This is a genomic window from Kitasatospora sp. NPDC096204 (assembly GCF_044763205.1).
GTDB lineage: Bacteria > Actinomycetota > Actinomycetes > Streptomycetales > Streptomycetaceae > Kitasatospora.
Genome location: NZ_JBIWFT010000024.1, coordinates 58,139 through 72,653 on the forward strand (window position 1 = coordinate 58,139; position 14,515 = coordinate 72,653).

A 14,515-nucleotide genomic window follows, 5' to 3' on the forward strand; every position below is an offset into this window, starting at 1 on the left:
CGTGATCGTTATACAAGTCCTTGATCACGCCCAACACGCCAGGGCAGACCGGCCGTTCAGCGAAGAATCCCCGCTTGCATCTTGAATCCGAAGGAAGACGCGCCGATCTACCATCGATAGATCGGGAAGATCTGTTGCCAACATGGCCATTCCCACACCTGATTCAAGGCTTTTGTCATCTGATAAAGCCAAATGTCGCCACGTAGAGTGGTTTCGTCCACGTCCGCCGCCACCCCCCTAGGCGGACGCTGTCAGGCAAGGAACAACTACTCATGGCGTCGAAGACCCTGGACGCCGACAAGACGTCGGCATCTCCCAGCGGCAAGACCTTCCTCGGTCACCCCCGAGGTCTCGCCACCCTGTTCATGACCGAGATGTGGGAGCGCTTCTCCTACTACGGCATGCGCGCCCTGCTGATCTACTACCTGGTCTCCGGTGGCGCCGACGCCGCCGTGGGCAGCCAGGGCGGCGGCCTCGCCAAGTCGGCGGCGCTGGCGACGGCGGTCTACTCCGTCTACGTCTCGATGGTCTACCTCATGGCCTACCCCGGCGGTTGGTTCGGTGACCGGGTCTGGGGTGCCCGCAAGACCGTCGCCATCGCCGGGTTCGTGATCATGTCCGGCCACATCGCGCTGGCGATCCCCGGCCAGGCCGCGTTCTTCTTCGGCCTGCTCCTGGTCGCGCTCGGCTCCGGGCTCCTGAAGGCCAACATCTCCACGATGGTCGGCCAGCTCTACAACGGCCCCGAGGACCCGCGCCGCGACGGTGGCTTCACCGTCTTCTACATGAGCATCAACCTCGGTGCCTTCGTCGCCCCGTTCATCATCGGAACGATCGGCAAGGAGTACAACTGGCACCTGGGCTTCGGGCTGGCCGCCGTCGGCATGGCCGTCGGCCTGGTGCAGTTCCTGCTGGGCAGCCGCCACCTGTCTCCCCGCAGCAGCGAGGTCCCCAACCCGCTCAAGCCCGCGGAGCGCAACAGCCTGCTGAAGAAGGTCGGCCTCACGGTCGTCGGCGCGGCCGTGTTCTACGGCGCCATCGTCGCGATGGGCGTCTACACGCTGAACTGGGCCCTCGTCCCGCTCACCGTCGCCGGCCTGCTGATCCCGATCACCGTGCTGGCCCGGATCAAGCGCGACAAGGACCTGACCGCCGGCGAGCAGTCCAAGATGTCCGCGTACATCTGGTTCTTCGCCGCGGCCGCCATCTTCTGGATGATCTACGACCAGGGCGGTTCGACCCTCTCCCTGTTCGCGGACAAGAAGACCGCGGACAGCCTGTTCGGCCTCGGCTTCTCGGCCACCTGGTACCAGTCGCTGAACCCGCTGTTCGTGATGGCGCTCGCCCCGGTGTTCGCCTGGCTGTGGCTGTGGCTCTCCCGCCGCGACAAGGAGCCGAACACGATCGTGAAGTTCTCGATCGGCCTGGTCCTGGTCGGCGCCTCGTTCTTCATCTTCATCGTCCCGATGACCATGGCGGACAACGGCACCATGGTCTCCCCGATGTGGCTGGTCTCGATCTACCTGATCCAGACCATCGGCGAGCTGTGCCTCTCCCCGGTCGGCCTCTCGGTCACCACCAAGATGGCGCCGCGGAAGTACGCCTCCCAGATGATGGGCGTCTGGTTCCTCGCCGTCACCGCCGGTGACTGCACCACCAGCCTGCTCTCGCTGGCCGGCATCAGCCTCGACGGCACCGGCATCATCGCGATGCAGGCGTCGCTCGCGGTCCTCGCCGGAATCGCCATCTTCGGGTACCGCAAGCGGGTCCAGGCCCTCATGGGCGACGTGCACTGACCGACCCGCCTCCGGCTCACGACTCCGGGGCCGCCGTGGATTCCTGAGATCCACGGCGGCCCCGGTCGTCTTTTCCGGCCCGGGCATCGGGTGCTCGGACGTCGGACGCTCGACAGGGCCCCGGCGGCCGTGGCTATGGTGCCCGGCATGACGACCCCCTCCTTACCCCGTCAGCTGGCCCGCACCCGGCGGTTCACCCTGGGCGTCCCCGTCCAGCCGGAGCCCTCGCCGGACGGCACCACCGTGCTCTTCCTGCGCGGCCGGACCGGCACCGACCCGCTCGCCTGCCTCTGGGCCCTGGACACCGCCACCGGCGCGGAACGGCTGGTCGCCGACCCGGCCGCCCTCGGCGCCGACGAGGGCATCGCCGCGTACGGCACCGACGCCACCGGGACGCTCGCCGCCTTCGCCCTGGCCGGCGCACTGTGGCTGGCCGACACCGCCGTCGGCACCGTCCGCGCCGTCCCCGTCCCCGGCCCGCCGCGGGACCCGCGGCTCGACCCGACCGGCCGCCGGATCGCCTACGTCCTCGGCGGTGCCCTGCGGGTGGTCGGCGTCGACGGCACGGACGACCGCCCGCTCGCCGAACCGGAGGCCGAGGACGTCGCCTACGGGCTCGCCGAGTACGTCGCCGCCGCGGAGATGTACCGCGACCGCGGCCACTGGTGGTCCCCCGACGGCACCGCGCTGCTGGCCACCCGGGTCGACGACCGCCCGCTCACCCGCCTCTTCCTCGCCGACCCCTCCGACCCGCACCACCCCCCGCGCGCCGTCCGCTACCCGCTGGCCGGCGCCGCCAACGCCGAGGTCTCGCTGCGGCTGCTCGGCCTCGACGGCACGGACACCGAGGTCCGCTGGGACCGCGCCGCCTTCGAGTACCTCACCGCCGCCGGCTGGGACGCCCACGGCCCGTACGCCGCCGTACAGAGCCGCGACCAGCGCACCGTCCGCACCCTGGCGATCGGAGCGGACGGCGCCACCCGGGTGCTCGCCGAACGGCGGGACGCGCACTGGATCGAACTGCTCCCCGGCCTGCCGGCCCGCACCGCGGGCGGCGCCCTGGTGGACACCGCCGACCTGGGCGACACCCGGCACCTGACCGTCGACGGCGAGCCGGTCACCCCGCCCGGGCTCCAGCTGCGCGCCGTACTCGGCACGGACGGCGAGCAGGTGCTGTTCACCGCCTCCGACGAGCCCACCGAGACCCACCTGTGGACGTACCGTCCCGACACCGGCCCCCGGCGGCTGAGCAGCGGCCCCGGCCTGCACACCGGGGTGCGGCGCGGCGGCACGCTGGTGCTCACCACCCGCTCCCCCGGCCACCCCGGCGGCCGCTCCACCGTCCTGCGCGAGGGCCGCCCGGCGCTCCCGCTCGCCTCCCGCGCCGAGCCGCCGGTCCGTACCGCGGCACCCGAACTGCTCCGGCTCGGCCCGCGCGAGCTGCGCGCCGCGCTCTTCCTGCCCGCCGGCCACCGCCCCGGCGACGGCCCGCTGCCCGTGCTGCTCGACCCGTACGGCGGGCCCGCCCTGCAGAAGGCCACCACCGGCGGCCTCTGGTGGGACCAGGTCTCCCAGTGGTTCGCCGACCAGGGCTTCGCGGTGCTGGTCGTGGACGGCCGCGGCACCCCCGGACGCGGGCCGCGCTGGGACAAGACGATCTACGGCGACAAGGCGGAGCCCGCCCTCGGCGACCAGGTCGAGGGCCTGCGGGCGGCCGACCGGCTGCGGCCCGGGCTGCTCGACCTCGACCGGGTCGGCATCCGCGGCTGGTCCTACGGCGGCTACCTCGCCGCCCTCGCCGTGCTGCGTCGCCCGGACGTCTTCCACGCCGCCAGCGCCGGGGCCGCCCCCACCGACTGGCGGTTCTACGACACCCACTGGCAGGAGCGCTTCCTCGGCCACCCCGACGAGCACCCCGAGCACTACGACGGCGGCTCGCTGATCGCCGAGGCGCCGAAGCTCAGCCGCCCGCTGCTGCTGGTCCAGGGGCTCGCCGACGACAACGTCCACCCGGCCCACACCCTGCGGCTGTCCGCCGCCCTGCTCGCCGCCGGCCGCCCGCACGAGGTCCTCCCGCTGCGCGCCACCGGCCACCGGCCCACCGACGAGGCGGTGGTGGAGCACCTGCTGACCCACGAACTGCACTTCCTGCGGCGCTCCTTGGGCCTGGCATGAACGAAGGCCCGCCCCCGGCCGGGGGCGGGCCTTCGCGGCCGGGGGCGTCAGACCTCGCGGACGCCCGCCCGCCAGACCGCCGCCGTCAGCGGCACGCCCGGCCGGTACGCCAGGTGGACGTGCGAGGGCGCGTCCAGCAGCAGCAGGTCGGCCCGCGCGCCGGGCGCGACCACACCGACGTCCGTGCGCCGCAGCGCCCGGGCGCCGCCCGCGGTGGCCGCCCAGACCGCCTCGTCCGGGGTCATCCCCATCTCCCGGACCGCGACCGCGATGCAGAACGCCATCGAACTCGTGAAGCTGGAGCCCGGGTTGCAGTCGGTGGACAGCGCCACCACCGCGCCCGCGTCCAGCAGCCGGCGCCCGCTCGGGTACTCGGCCCGGGTGGAGAACTCCGCCCCCGGCAGCAGGGTGGCCACCGTCCGCGAGCCGGCCAGCGCCGCCACGTCCTCGTCCGTCAGATGGGTGCAGTGGTCCGCCGAGGCGGCCCCCAGCTCGACGGCCAGCCGCACGCCGGGCCCGTACGAGAGCTGGTTGGCGTGCACCCGGGGGGTGAGGCCGCGCTCGACGCCGGCGGTCAGGATCGCCCGGGCCTGCTCCCCGTCGAAGGCGCCCTGCTCGCAGAACACGTCCACCCAACGGGCGTGCGGGGCACAGGCGTCCAGCATCTCGCCGGTGACCAGGTCCACGTACCCGGCCGGGTCCTCGGCGTACTCGGGGGCGACCACGTGGGCGCCCAGGTAGGTGGTCTCCGGGGTGTGCGCGGCGGCGATCCGCAGGGCGCGCGCCTCGTCCTCGACCGTCAGCCCGTAGCCGGACTTGCACTCGATGGTGGTGGTGCCCTGGCGCACCGCCTCCCGGACGAACCGGGCCAGGTTGGCGTCCAGTTCGGCGTCGCTCGCCGCCCGGGTGGCCGCCACCGTGGTCCGGATGCCGCCCGCCGTGTACGACTGCCCGGACATCCGGGCGTTGAACTCGGCGGTGCGGTCGCCGGCGAACACCAGGTGGGCGTGCGAGTCGACGAAGCCGGGCAGCAGGGCCCGGCCCCCGGCGTCGAAGCGCTCGTCCGCCGCCGGGGCGTCGGCGGCCGGGCCGACCCAGGCGACGGTGCCGCCGTCGACCACCACGGCCGCGTCGGTCAGCAGGCCGAGCGGCCCGGTGCCCTGACCGGGGTCGTTGGTGACCAGGCTGCCGATGCCCGTGATCAAGGTGGTCCTGGTGGTCCTGGCGTTCAAGGGGAGGCCTTCCGAGGGGAGTGGGGGAATCTCTGGGTCAGCGGTCCAGCACGCCGATCGCGGAGCGCAGCACGCCCGGCACGTCGGCCACCAGCAGGTGCTCGCCGTCCCGGACGACGTGCCGGCCGCCGACCACCACGTGCCGCACGTCCGCCGCCGAGGCCGCGAAGACCGCGATCTCGGCGCCGAGCCGGGGCGGCGGTCCGGCCGTCCGGACGGTGTCCAGCGCGATCACCGTGAAGTCGGCGAGCGCCCCGGCCTCGATCCGTCCGGCCTCCGGCCAGCCGAGCGAGGCGTGCCCGTCCGCGGTGCCGGCCCGCAGCAGCGCGTTCGCCGTCCAGTGGCCGCGGGTACGGGTGCGCAGCCGCTCGTCCAGCTCCAGCGCGCGGGCCTCCTCGAACGGGTCGATCACCGCGTGGCTGTCGCTGCCCAGGGTGATCGGGGATCCCGCCGAGGCGAGCCGGCGGGCCGGGCCGATGCCGTCCGCGAGGTCCCGCTCGGTGGTGGGGCACATGCAGACCGTGGTGGAGGACTCGGTGAGCAGCCGGACGTCCTCGTCGGTCAGGTGGGTGGCGTGCACGGCCGAGGTGCGCGGGCCGAGCGCGCCGTGGTCGGCGAGCAGCCGGGTCGGGGTGACGCCGTGCGCGGCCAGGCAGGCGTCGTTCTCGGCGGTCTGCTCGGACAGGTGGACGTGCAGCGGCGCCCCGCGCGTCGCCGCCCAGTGCGCGACGGTGCCCAGCTGCTCGGCCGGGACGGCCCGCACCGAGTGGATGGCGGCGCCGATCCGGGCGTGCTCGCGCGGCTTGAGCGCGTCCGCCCGGGCCGCCCAGGCCTGCGCGTCGCCGTCGCTGAACCGCTGCTGCGGCTCGGTCGGCTCGGCGCCGAAGCCGGAGGAGAGGTAGCAGGTGTCCAGCAGGGTGATCCGGATGCCGGCCCGGGCGGCGGCCTCGATCAGCGCCTCGCCCATCGCGTTCGGATCGGAGTACCGGACGCCGCCGGGCGCGTGGTGCAGGTAGTGGAACTCGCCGACGGCGGTGATGCCGGCCAGCGCCATCTCGGCGTAGACGGCGGTGGCGAGTTCCAGGTAGCGGTCCGGGTCCAGCGCGTCGGCGAACCGGTACATGGTGTCGCGCCAGGTCCAGAAGGTGCCGGAGCCGACCTGGACGTGCCCGCGCAGCGCCCGGTGGAAGGCGTGCGAGTGGGCGTTGGCCTGGCCGGGCAGCAGCAGCCCGTCGAGCCGGACGGCGCCGGGCGGGCAGGGGCCGCTGCCCGGGGTGACGGCGGCGATCGTCCCGCCGGGGCCGGTGGTGATCAGCACGTCCTGCTCGACCACCGGCCCGTTGTCGTGTGGCAGCCAGGCGTACTGCGCCCAGTACGTCGTCGTGGTCACTGACACGCCAGGTCCTCCAGTACGTCGGCGAGCGCGGCGACCCCGGCCAGGCAGTCGTCCCGCTCGGCGTCCTCGGCCGGGGAGTGCGAGACGCCGGTGGGGTTGCGCACGAACAGCATGGCGGTCGGGACGGCGGAGGCCAGGATGCCGGCGTCGTGCCCCGCGCCGGTGGGCAGCACCGGGGCGTCCAGCAGCTCGGCCAGCCGGTCGCGCAGCGGCCCGTCGAAGTCCACCACCGGGGTGTAGGACTCGCGGGTCAGCTCGACCCGGACGCCGTCGCGCTCGCCGCGCTCGGCGGCGGCCTGCTCGATCTCGGCGACCAGCGCCGTGAGGGTGCGCTCGTCGGCCGCCCTGGAGTCCAGCCAGCCGCGCACCAGCGAGGCGATCGCGTTGGTGCCGTTGGGCTCGACGGCGACCTTGCCGAAGGTGGCCAGCGCGCCCGCCAGCCGGGCCTTCTTGCGGGCGGCGAGCACCGTGTTGGCGTAGGTCAGCATCGGGTCGTGGCGGTCCTCGATCCGGGTGGTGCCGGCGTGGTTGGCCTCGCCGTGGAAGTCGAACCGCCAGCGGCCGTGCGGCCAGATCGCGCCGGCCACGCCGACCGGCTGCCCCTCGGCGAGGAAGCGGCCCTGCTCGACGTGGAGTTCGACGAAGGCGCCGATCCGGGCCAGCCGGTCGTCGTCCGCGCCGATCGCGGTCGGGTCGTAGCCGGCCTTCTCCATCGCGTCGGGCAGCCGGACGCCGTCGGCGTCGCGCAGCCCGTACGCCTGCTCGCGGCTGAGGACGCCGGCGGTCAGCCGGGAGCCGATGCAGGCCACGCCGAACCGGGCGCCCTCCTCGTCGCCGAAGTTGACGATCGCCAGGGGCTTGGTGAACTCGGCGCCGCGGGAACGCAGTTCGTCCAGGGCGGCGAAGGAGGAGACCACGCCGAGCGGGCCGTCGAAGGCGCCGCCGTCCGGGACGGAGTCCAGGTGCGAGCCGGTGACGACCGCCCCCTGCCCGTTCGGGTCGCCCAGCCAGGCCCACTGGTTGCCGTTGCGGTCCAGCTCGTACGCGAGGCCGCGACCGCGGGCCTGCTCCTCGAACCAGGCGCGGCACTCGGCGTCGGCGGAGTTCCAGGCGAAGCGGCGGTAGCCGCCGGAGGAGGCGGAGCGGCCCACGGGGAGCAGCTCCGCCCACATCTCCTCGAACCCGGATGTCACAGCTCGCCCATGGGGCTGTGCTGGTTCATGGGGATGTGGACACCGCGCTCGGCGGCGACCTCGGCGGCCCGGTCGTAGCCGGCGTCCACGTGCCGGATGACGCCCATGCCCGGGTCGTTGGTGAGCACCCGGCGGATCTTCTCCCCGGCGAGGGCCGTGCCGTCGGCGACGGTGACCTGACCGGCGTGGATCGAGCGGCCGATGCCGACGCCGCCGCCGTGGTGGATGGAGACCCAGGAGGCGCCGGAGGCCACGTTGACCATGGCGTTGAGCAGCGGCCAGTCGGCAATCGCGTCGGAGCCGTCCAGCATCGCCTCGGTCTCCCGGTACGGGGAGGCGACCGAGCCGCAGTCCAGGTGGTCGCGTCCGATGACGATCGGGGCGGACAGCTCGCCGGCCGCGACCATGTCGTTGAAGCGCTCGCCGGCCTTGTCGCGCTCGCCGTAGCCGAGCCAGCAGATGCGCGCCGGCAGGCCCTGGAAGTGCACCTTCTCCTGGGCCATCTTGATCCAGCGGGCCAGCGACTCGTTCTCCGGGAAGAGGTCGAGGACGGCCTTGTCGGTCTTGTGGATGTCCTGCGGGTCGCCGGACAGCGCCGCCCAGCGGAACGGGCCCTTGCCCTCGCAGAACAGCGGGCGGATGTACGCCGGGACGAAGCCGGGGAAGGCGAAGGCGCGGTCGTAGCCGGCCAGTTGGGCCTCGCCGCGGATCGAGTTGCCGTAGTCGAAGACCTCGGCGCCGCGGTCCAGGAAGCCGACCATCGCCTCGACGTGCCGGGCCATCGACTCGCGCGCCCGCTGGGTGAACTCGGCGGGCTTGGCGGCGGCGTAGTCCGCCATGTCCTCGAAGGCCACGCCGACCGGCAGGTAGGCGAGCGGGTCGTGGGCGCTGGTCTGGTCGGTGACGATGTCGATCGGCGCGTCCATCGCGAGCAGCTGCGGGACCAGCTCGGCGGCGTTGCCCAGCACGCCGATGGAGAGCGGCTGCTTCCTGTCGCGGGCCGCGGTGGCGAGCTCCAGCGCGTGGGAGAGGTCCTTGGCCTCGACGTCCAGGTAGCGGTGCTCGATCCGGCGGGAGATCCGGGACGGGTCGCAGTCGATGCAGATCGCCACGCCGCCGTTCATGGTGACGGCCAGCGGCTGGGCGCCGCCCATCCCGCCGAGGCCGGCGGTGAGGGTGATGGTGCCCTCCAGCGAGCCGTTGTACCGCTTGTTGGCGACGGCGGCGAAGGTCTCGTAGGTGCCCTGGAGGATGCCCTGGGTGCCGATGTAGATCCACGAGCCGGCGGTCATCTGCCCGTACATGGTGAGCCCGAGGCTCTCCAGCCGGCGGAACTCCTCCCAGTTGGCCCAGTCGCCGACCAGGTTGGAGTTGGCGATCAGCACCCGGGGCGCCCACTCGTGGGTCTGCATCACGCCGACCGGGCGGCCGGACTGGACCAGCATGGTCTCGTCCTGCTTCAGCCCCTGCAGCGTCTTCACCATGGCGTCGAAGGACCGCCAGTCCCGCGCCGCCTTGCCCGTGCCGCCGTACACCACCAGCTTGGACGGGTGCTCGGCCACCTCCGGATCGAGGTTGTTCATCAGCATCCGCAGGGCCGCCTCCTGCTGCCACCCCTGCGCCGTCAGCCCCGTCCCTCGCGCCGCGCGCACCTCACGCGGCCCGCTCACCTGCTGCTGCACCATGTCCCGGCCTCTCTGCGGATGAATTCATTCAAGCTTGGTTCGGCTGAATATATCCAAACATTCAGCCCTCGGCCAGACCTGGAATCCATCGGAACAGCCATGGCCGGAACCGGCCCCCAGGCACGCCGGAGCGCCCGCCCGACGGCCGGAGCGGGCCGGGACGGACACCCCTCAGGCCGCCGCGCCGCCGTCCCAGTCGATGCCGATCTCGGCGAGCCAGCGGCGGTCGTCGGCGTCCGGGGCGGGCGGGGTCGGCGGGCGGGGGATGTTCTGGACGGGGCCGAGGCCGTACTTCTCGGCGGCGGCGCGGGCGTCGGGTTCGATGACGCCGACGTGGACGGCCGACTCGTCGCCCGGGTCGAGGACGGTCAGTTCGGGGTCGGGCAGGCGCCGCAGGGTGACGCGGCGGCCGCAGGTGGGGCAGGACCACTCGTCGGCGCCGGAGGACAGGCGGGCGACGAACTTCATCTCGTGGATCACGCGCATGGGTGACACCCCCTGCAGGAGGGGATGCCCGGGTTCGTGACGGCTACTCCCCCGCCCCGCCACTACTCCAGGAACAGCCCGCGCGCCGCCGCTGACTGCTCGATCGCCTCCAACCTGGCTTCGGCGCCCGGGAGTTCGTCGCACATGGACTGCAGCAGCACCCGGCCGAGCATCATCGGCGCGCACGCGGTGTCGAAGACCAGCCCGGTGCCGACGGCGGCCGGCAGCATCAGGTCCGACAGCTTGGCGACCGGCGCGAAGGCGCTGTCGGCCACGGTGAGCACCGTCAGCCCGCACTCGCGGGCGACCGTCAGCGCGTCCATCAGCTCCCGCGGGTAGCGCGGCAGCGCGAAGCAGAGCAGCGCGCTGGCCCCGGCCGCCCGGGCCTGTTCCAGCCGGTCGGCGAGCATGCTGCCGCCCTCGTCGAGCAGCCGGATGTCCGGGTGCACCTTGGCCGCGAAGTAGGCGAAGCCGCGCGCCTGCGCCGAGGCGGCCCGCAGCCCGAGCACCGGCAGCGGGCGGGAGGCGGCGAGCAGCCGGGCGGCCCGGGTGATCGGCTCCGGATCGGCGAGGAGTTCGGCGAGGTGGCGCAGGTGGGCGATCTCGGCGAGCACGGCCTGCTGGTGCTCGTTGCGCACCACGTCGTCCGGGCTCTCCGGCGCGCCCTGGTCGCCGCCGCCGAGTTCGCGCAGTCGCTTGCGCAGCGCGGGGTAACCGTCGTACCCGAGCGCGACCGCGAAGCGGGTGACGGACGGCTGGCTGACGCCCGCGAGTTCGGCGACCTCCACGCTGGACAGGAACGGCGCCTCGGTGGCGTGCCGCACCAGCGAGTGGGCGATCCGGCGCTGGGTCGGCGTCAGCCGGTGCCCTTCGAACAGCTGGAGCAGCCGGGCGGAGGGTCCGACGCTGCCGGTCTCGTCGGTGGCGGTCATCAGCGGTACCTCCGGGTGCGAGCGGTTCGGACGACGACTGTGCAGGAGCGGGCCGCGGCTGGCAAAGACGTCTCGTACGGCGGGACGTCCGGTGAGACGTCCCGGTTCGGCCGGTTCGGGGGCCGCGGCGGTCCGGCGGCCCCGCCGGGTTCGGGGAAACCCTTGGGGCGACCCTGATTTGTCCCTGAGCCCGCCCGGATTCCTCCCGCGAACGGATGGACCGGACGTCCCGGCGGCCCCACGCTTGCTCCATGGACACTCGTCAGGACGAACTGCGGCGCGACCTCGACGCCACCCTCCAGGCCCGCAAGGAGCTCGGCAAGGAGTACGAGGACGCACTCGTCGACTCCTTCGTGAAGCGGCTCGACGCCCGGCTGGACGCCCGGGTCGACCGGTCGGTGGCCGAGCGGATGGACGACTACGAGCCGTCCCACCGGGGCCGGGGCGGGCGCCGGGACCGCGACCGCCCGTCGGCCTCCGGCCGGGCCGGCACCCGGCTGGCGGTGGTCTCGCTCGCCCTCGGCATCCCGCTGACCGCGATCGCCGGCAGCCCCGAGACCGGTGGCTTCGCCGGCCTGCTGGCCTGCTGGGCGGGCATCGTCGGGGTCAACTTCGCGGCCGCGCTGGGCAACCGCCGCGACCACCGGGACGAGCGGGACCGCCGCCCGCGGGGCGACTGGGACTGAAGCCCGGTCACCCCGCGGCGGCGGCACCGACTCAGGCCAGCGGGCCGGTGACCCGCTCGACCGCCCGCACCAGCCCGCCGGAGGCGACCAGCTCGGCGGCCGCCTCCAGGTCCGGCGAGAGGAAGCGGTCGCGGCCGGCGCCGCCGACCCCCGCCTCCCGGGCGGCGGCCAGCGCGGCCGCGGTGGCCGGGGCGAGCTCGGCGACCCCGTCGGCCTGCCGGCGGATCTCCAGCGCGCGGGCGGACGCGGTGAGTTCGACGGCCAGGATGCGGCCGAGGTTGGCCACGGCCTGGCGCAGCTTGCGCGCGGCCGACCAGCCCATCGACACGTGGTCCTCCTGCATCGCGGAGGAGGGGATCGAGTCGACCGAGGCCGGGACGGCGAGCCGCTTGTTCTCGCTGACCAGCGCCGCCTGGGTGTACTGGGCGATCATCAGGCCGGAGTCCACGCCCGGGTCGTCGGCCAGGAAGGCCGGCAGGCCGTGCGAGCGGGCCTTGTCGAGCAGCCGGTCGGTGCGCCGCTCGGAGATCGAGCCGAGGTCGGCGGCGGCGATGGCGAGGAAGTCCAGCACGTACGCGACCGGGGCGCCGTGGAAGTTGCCGTTGGACTCCACCCGGCCGTCCGGCAGCACCACCGGGTTGTCGACCGAGGCGGCCAGTTCGCGGTCGGCGACCAGCCGGGCGTGCGCCAGGGTGTCCCGGCCGGCGCCGGCGACCTGCGGGGCGCAGCGGATCGAGTAGGCGTCCTGGACGCGCGGGGCGTCGTCCTGGTGGTGGCCGGTGAGACCGGAGCCCTTGAGGACGGCGAGCATGTTGGCGGCGCTGAGCGCCTGGCCCGGGTGCGGGCGGATCGGGGCGTGCAGTTCGGGGGCGAGCACCTTGTCGGTGCCGAGCAGCGCCTCCAGGCTCATCGCCGCGGTGATGTCGGCGGTGGTGAACAGCCGCTGGAGGTCGGCGATGGCCATCACCAGCATGCCGAGCATGCCGTCGGTGCCGTTGATGAGGGCGAGGCCCTCCTTCTCCAGCAGCTCGACCGGCGCTATCCCGGCGGCGGCGAGCAGTTCGGCGGCGGGCTTCTCCACGCCGTCCGGGCCGGTGGCGGTGCCTTCGCCCATCAGGACCAGTGCGCAGTGCGACAGCGGCGCGAGGTCGCCGGAGCAGCCGAGCGAGCCGAACTCCCGCACCACCGGGGTGATGCCCGCGTTGAGCAGGGCGGCCATGGTCTGCGCGACCAGCGGCCGGACGCCGGTGCGGCCGGAGGCCAGCGTCTTCATCCGCAGGAACATCAGCGCGCGGACCACCTCGCGCTCGACCGCGGGCCCCATGCCGGCGGCGTGCGAGCGCACCAGCGACCGCTGCAGCTGGGCGCGCAGCTCGGGGCTGATGTGGCGCACGGCGAGCGCGCCGAAGCCGGTCGACACGCCGTAGACGGGACGCGGCTCGGCCGCGAGGGCGTCGATCCGCGCACGGGCGGCCGCCATCTCGGCCTGCGCGTCGGAACCGATCTCGACCCGGGCGTTGCCCCGGGCGACGGACAGGACGTCCTCGGCGCTGACGTCGGCCTTGCCGACCAGGACCAGCGGAGCGTCGGGGGCCACAGCACTGTGCATATCCATATACACCATCACATCAGGTGAATGAAGATATGACAACAGGTGCCCGTCATCCGGATTCTCCGCCCTCCGGACCGGCATCGCACGCCACGGCCCCCGCCACCGCTCACTTCACGAGTTCCGCCTCGATCAGGTCGACCGCCCGGGCAGTGCCGCCCTCGGCCCGCCCGGCGGCGGACAGCTCCCGCAGCCGCTCGGCCACCGCCGGGTCGCCGACCAGTTCCAGCAGCGCCGCGCGCAGCGCCTCCGGGGTGGCCTGCCCGGTGTCCAGCCGGCGGGCGACACCGAGGCCCACCAGCGCGTCCGCGTTGGTGAACTGGTCGACGGCCTGCGGCACCGCGATCATCGGCACCGCGTGGAACAGCCCCTCGCTGGATCCGCCCATGCCCGCGTGGGTGACGAAGGCGTCCGCCTGGGAGAGCACGGACAGCTGCGGCACCCACCGGTGCACCTCGACGGTATCCGGCACCTCACCGAGCTCGGCCGGGTCGGTGTGCGCGCCGATCTGCAGCACCGTGTGCCAGCCCGGCAGGTCGCCGAAGGCCTGGACGCAGGCGCGGTAGAACGCCGGCTGGTGGGTGAACGCCGAGCCCAGCGAGACCAGCAGCACCTTCTCCGCGCCGGCCGGCCGCTGCCACCGCCCCTGGTGGGCCCGGTCACCGAAGCAGGGCCCGACGAAGCTGATCCGCTGTTCGTCGACCCGGTCGGCGTTGGGCTGCAGGGCGCGCGGGACGAGCGCGATCGCCCGCTCCGGACGGCCCTTGAAGGCCTCCACGTCGCGCTGCACCGCGCCGGCCTCGGCCAGCCAGTCGGCGAACCTGCGGTGGTGCTCGGGGCCGCCGGGGCCGGTGCGGATCGCCTCGAAGACCTCGGCCATGTCCTCCTCGGCGCCCTCCCAGCCGACGAAGGTGGACGACAGCTGCACCACCGGCACCCCCAGCCGCTCGCCGAGCGCCCGGCCGGCGAAGCCCGCGATGTCGTAGAGCACCAGGTCGGGGCGGTCGTCCTCAAGGGCCTCCAGCAGGACGGACCACGCCGCCAGCGTGTCGTCCAGGAAGACGTCCTGGATCGCCACCGGGTCCGCCGGCCAGCCGCCGGGGTCGTCGGTGAGCGGCAGCTTCGTCGGGTACGGGACGAGGGTGGCTCCGGTGGACTCGACGGTCTCGCGGAAGGAGGGGTCGTTGAGGTAGCTGACCCGGTGGCCCCGGGCGACCAGCTCGGCGATCACGGCGAGGCTCGGGTTGACGTGCCCGTGGGCCGGTACGGAGACCATCAGGATGTGTGCGGGGCGGTTCACGGGCACCTCCGGGGATAGCGAATGA

General features: G+C 73.8%; 11 protein-coding genes. 3 read left to right on the forward strand and 8 right to left on the reverse strand.

Annotation, left to right across the window (positions count from 1 at the left end; all coding sequences use genetic code 11):
- Positions 1-272 precede the first annotated feature (272 nt).
- Together ACIQ87_RS24965 and ACIQ87_RS24970 are read left to right on the forward strand one after the other, a co-directional pair.
- On the forward strand, positions 273-1,796 hold the full coding sequence (locus ACIQ87_RS24965; RefSeq protein ID WP_402410239.1) for a peptide MFS transporter: 1,524 nt from the start codon (positions 273-275) through the stop codon (positions 1,794-1,796).
- A 147-nt stretch (positions 1,797-1,943) separates the two neighbouring features.
- A complete protein-coding gene (locus ACIQ87_RS24970) occupies positions 1,944-3,971 on the forward strand; it encodes a prolyl oligopeptidase family serine peptidase (RefSeq protein ID WP_402410240.1) in 2,028 nt (675 codons plus the stop codon).
- A gap of 47 nt (positions 3,972-4,018) precedes the next feature.
- Here ACIQ87_RS24970 and hutI read toward each other — a convergent pair whose 3' ends face one another.
- The 6 genes from hutI to ACIQ87_RS25000 all read right to left on the reverse strand — a co-directional run bounded on the left by hutI (position 4,019) and on the right by ACIQ87_RS25000 (position 10,895).
- A complete protein-coding gene (hutI, locus tag ACIQ87_RS24975; protein WP_402410242.1) occupies positions 4,019-5,203 on the reverse strand; it encodes an imidazolonepropionase in 1,185 nt (394 codons plus the stop codon).
- A 37-nt stretch (positions 5,204-5,240) separates the two neighbouring features.
- On the reverse strand, positions 5,241-6,593 hold the full coding sequence (locus tag ACIQ87_RS24980) for a formimidoylglutamate deiminase (RefSeq protein ID WP_402410345.1): 1,353 nt from the start codon (positions 6,591-6,593) through the stop codon (positions 5,241-5,243).
- Positions 6,590-7,771, reverse strand: a complete 1,182-nt coding sequence (locus ACIQ87_RS24985; RefSeq protein ID WP_402410347.1) for an allantoate amidohydrolase — start codon at positions 7,769-7,771, stop codon at positions 6,590-6,592. Before ACIQ87_RS24985 ends, ACIQ87_RS24980 begins: the two co-directional genes overlap by 4 nt.
- Before the next feature lie 17 nt (positions 7,772-7,788).
- Positions 7,789-9,462 (reverse strand): urocanate hydratase, encoded by a 1,674-nt coding sequence (gene hutU, locus ACIQ87_RS24990; RefSeq protein ID WP_402410349.1) that lies wholly within the window; start codon positions 9,460-9,462, stop codon positions 7,789-7,791.
- A 186-nt stretch (positions 9,463-9,648) separates the two neighbouring features.
- Positions 9,649-9,963, reverse strand: coding sequence for a hypothetical protein (locus ACIQ87_RS24995; protein ID WP_402410244.1), 315 nt, complete (start codon positions 9,961-9,963; stop codon positions 9,649-9,651).
- Between the two features lie 62 nt (positions 9,964-10,025).
- Positions 10,026-10,895, reverse strand: coding sequence for a MurR/RpiR family transcriptional regulator (locus ACIQ87_RS25000; protein ID WP_402410246.1), 870 nt, complete (start codon positions 10,893-10,895; stop codon positions 10,026-10,028).
- A 251-nt stretch (positions 10,896-11,146) separates the two neighbouring features.
- On the opposite strand from ACIQ87_RS25000, the gene ACIQ87_RS25005 reads away from it, so the two are divergent.
- A complete protein-coding gene (locus tag ACIQ87_RS25005) occupies positions 11,147-11,581 on the forward strand; it encodes a hypothetical protein (protein WP_402410248.1) in 435 nt (144 codons plus the stop codon).
- A 31-nt stretch (positions 11,582-11,612) separates the two neighbouring features.
- Here the strand turns inward: ACIQ87_RS25005 and hutH are convergent, their stop codons facing one another.
- Together hutH and ACIQ87_RS25015 are read right to left on the reverse strand one after the other, a co-directional pair.
- Positions 11,613-13,190 (reverse strand): histidine ammonia-lyase, encoded by a 1,578-nt coding sequence (hutH, locus tag ACIQ87_RS25010; protein ID WP_402410249.1) that lies wholly within the window; start codon positions 13,188-13,190, stop codon positions 11,613-11,615.
- Positions 13,191-13,299: 109 nt separating this feature from the next.
- Complete coding sequence (locus ACIQ87_RS25015) at positions 13,300-14,466, reverse strand: macrolide family glycosyltransferase (protein WP_402410351.1); 1,167 nt, start codon at positions 14,464-14,466, stop codon at positions 13,300-13,302.
- Positions 14,467-14,515: the final 49 nt, after the last annotated feature.

What these genes read in the sequence shown, in the direction of transcription:
- ACIQ87_RS24965 (WP_402410239.1), top strand. Translation starts at nt 273, where the DNA reads ATGGCGTCGAAGACCCTGGACGCCGACAAGACGTCGGCATCTCCCAGC.
- ACIQ87_RS24970 (WP_402410240.1), top strand. Translation starts at nt 1,944, where the DNA reads ATGACGACCCCCTCCTTACCCCGTCAGCTGGCCCGCACCCGGCGGTTC.
- ACIQ87_RS24985 (WP_402410347.1), bottom strand. Translation starts at nt 7,771, where the DNA reads ATGTGGGCGGAGCTGCTCCCCGTGGGCCGCTCCGCCTCCTCCGGCGGC.
- ACIQ87_RS24995 (WP_402410244.1), bottom strand. Translation starts at nt 9,963, where the DNA reads ATGCGCGTGATCCACGAGATGAAGTTCGTCGCCCGCCTGTCCTCCGGC.
- ACIQ87_RS25000 (WP_402410246.1), bottom strand. Translation starts at nt 10,895, where the DNA reads ATGACCGCCACCGACGAGACCGGCAGCGTCGGACCCTCCGCCCGGCTG.
- ACIQ87_RS25005 (WP_402410248.1), top strand. Translation starts at nt 11,147, where the DNA reads ATGGACACTCGTCAGGACGAACTGCGGCGCGACCTCGACGCCACCCTC.
- hutH (WP_402410249.1), bottom strand. Translation starts at nt 13,190, where the DNA reads ATGCACAGTGCTGTGGCCCCCGACGCTCCGCTGGTCCTGGTCGGCAAG.
- ACIQ87_RS25015 (WP_402410351.1), bottom strand. Translation starts at nt 14,466, where the DNA reads ATGGTCTCCGTACCGGCCCACGGGCACGTCAACCCGAGCCTCGCCGTG.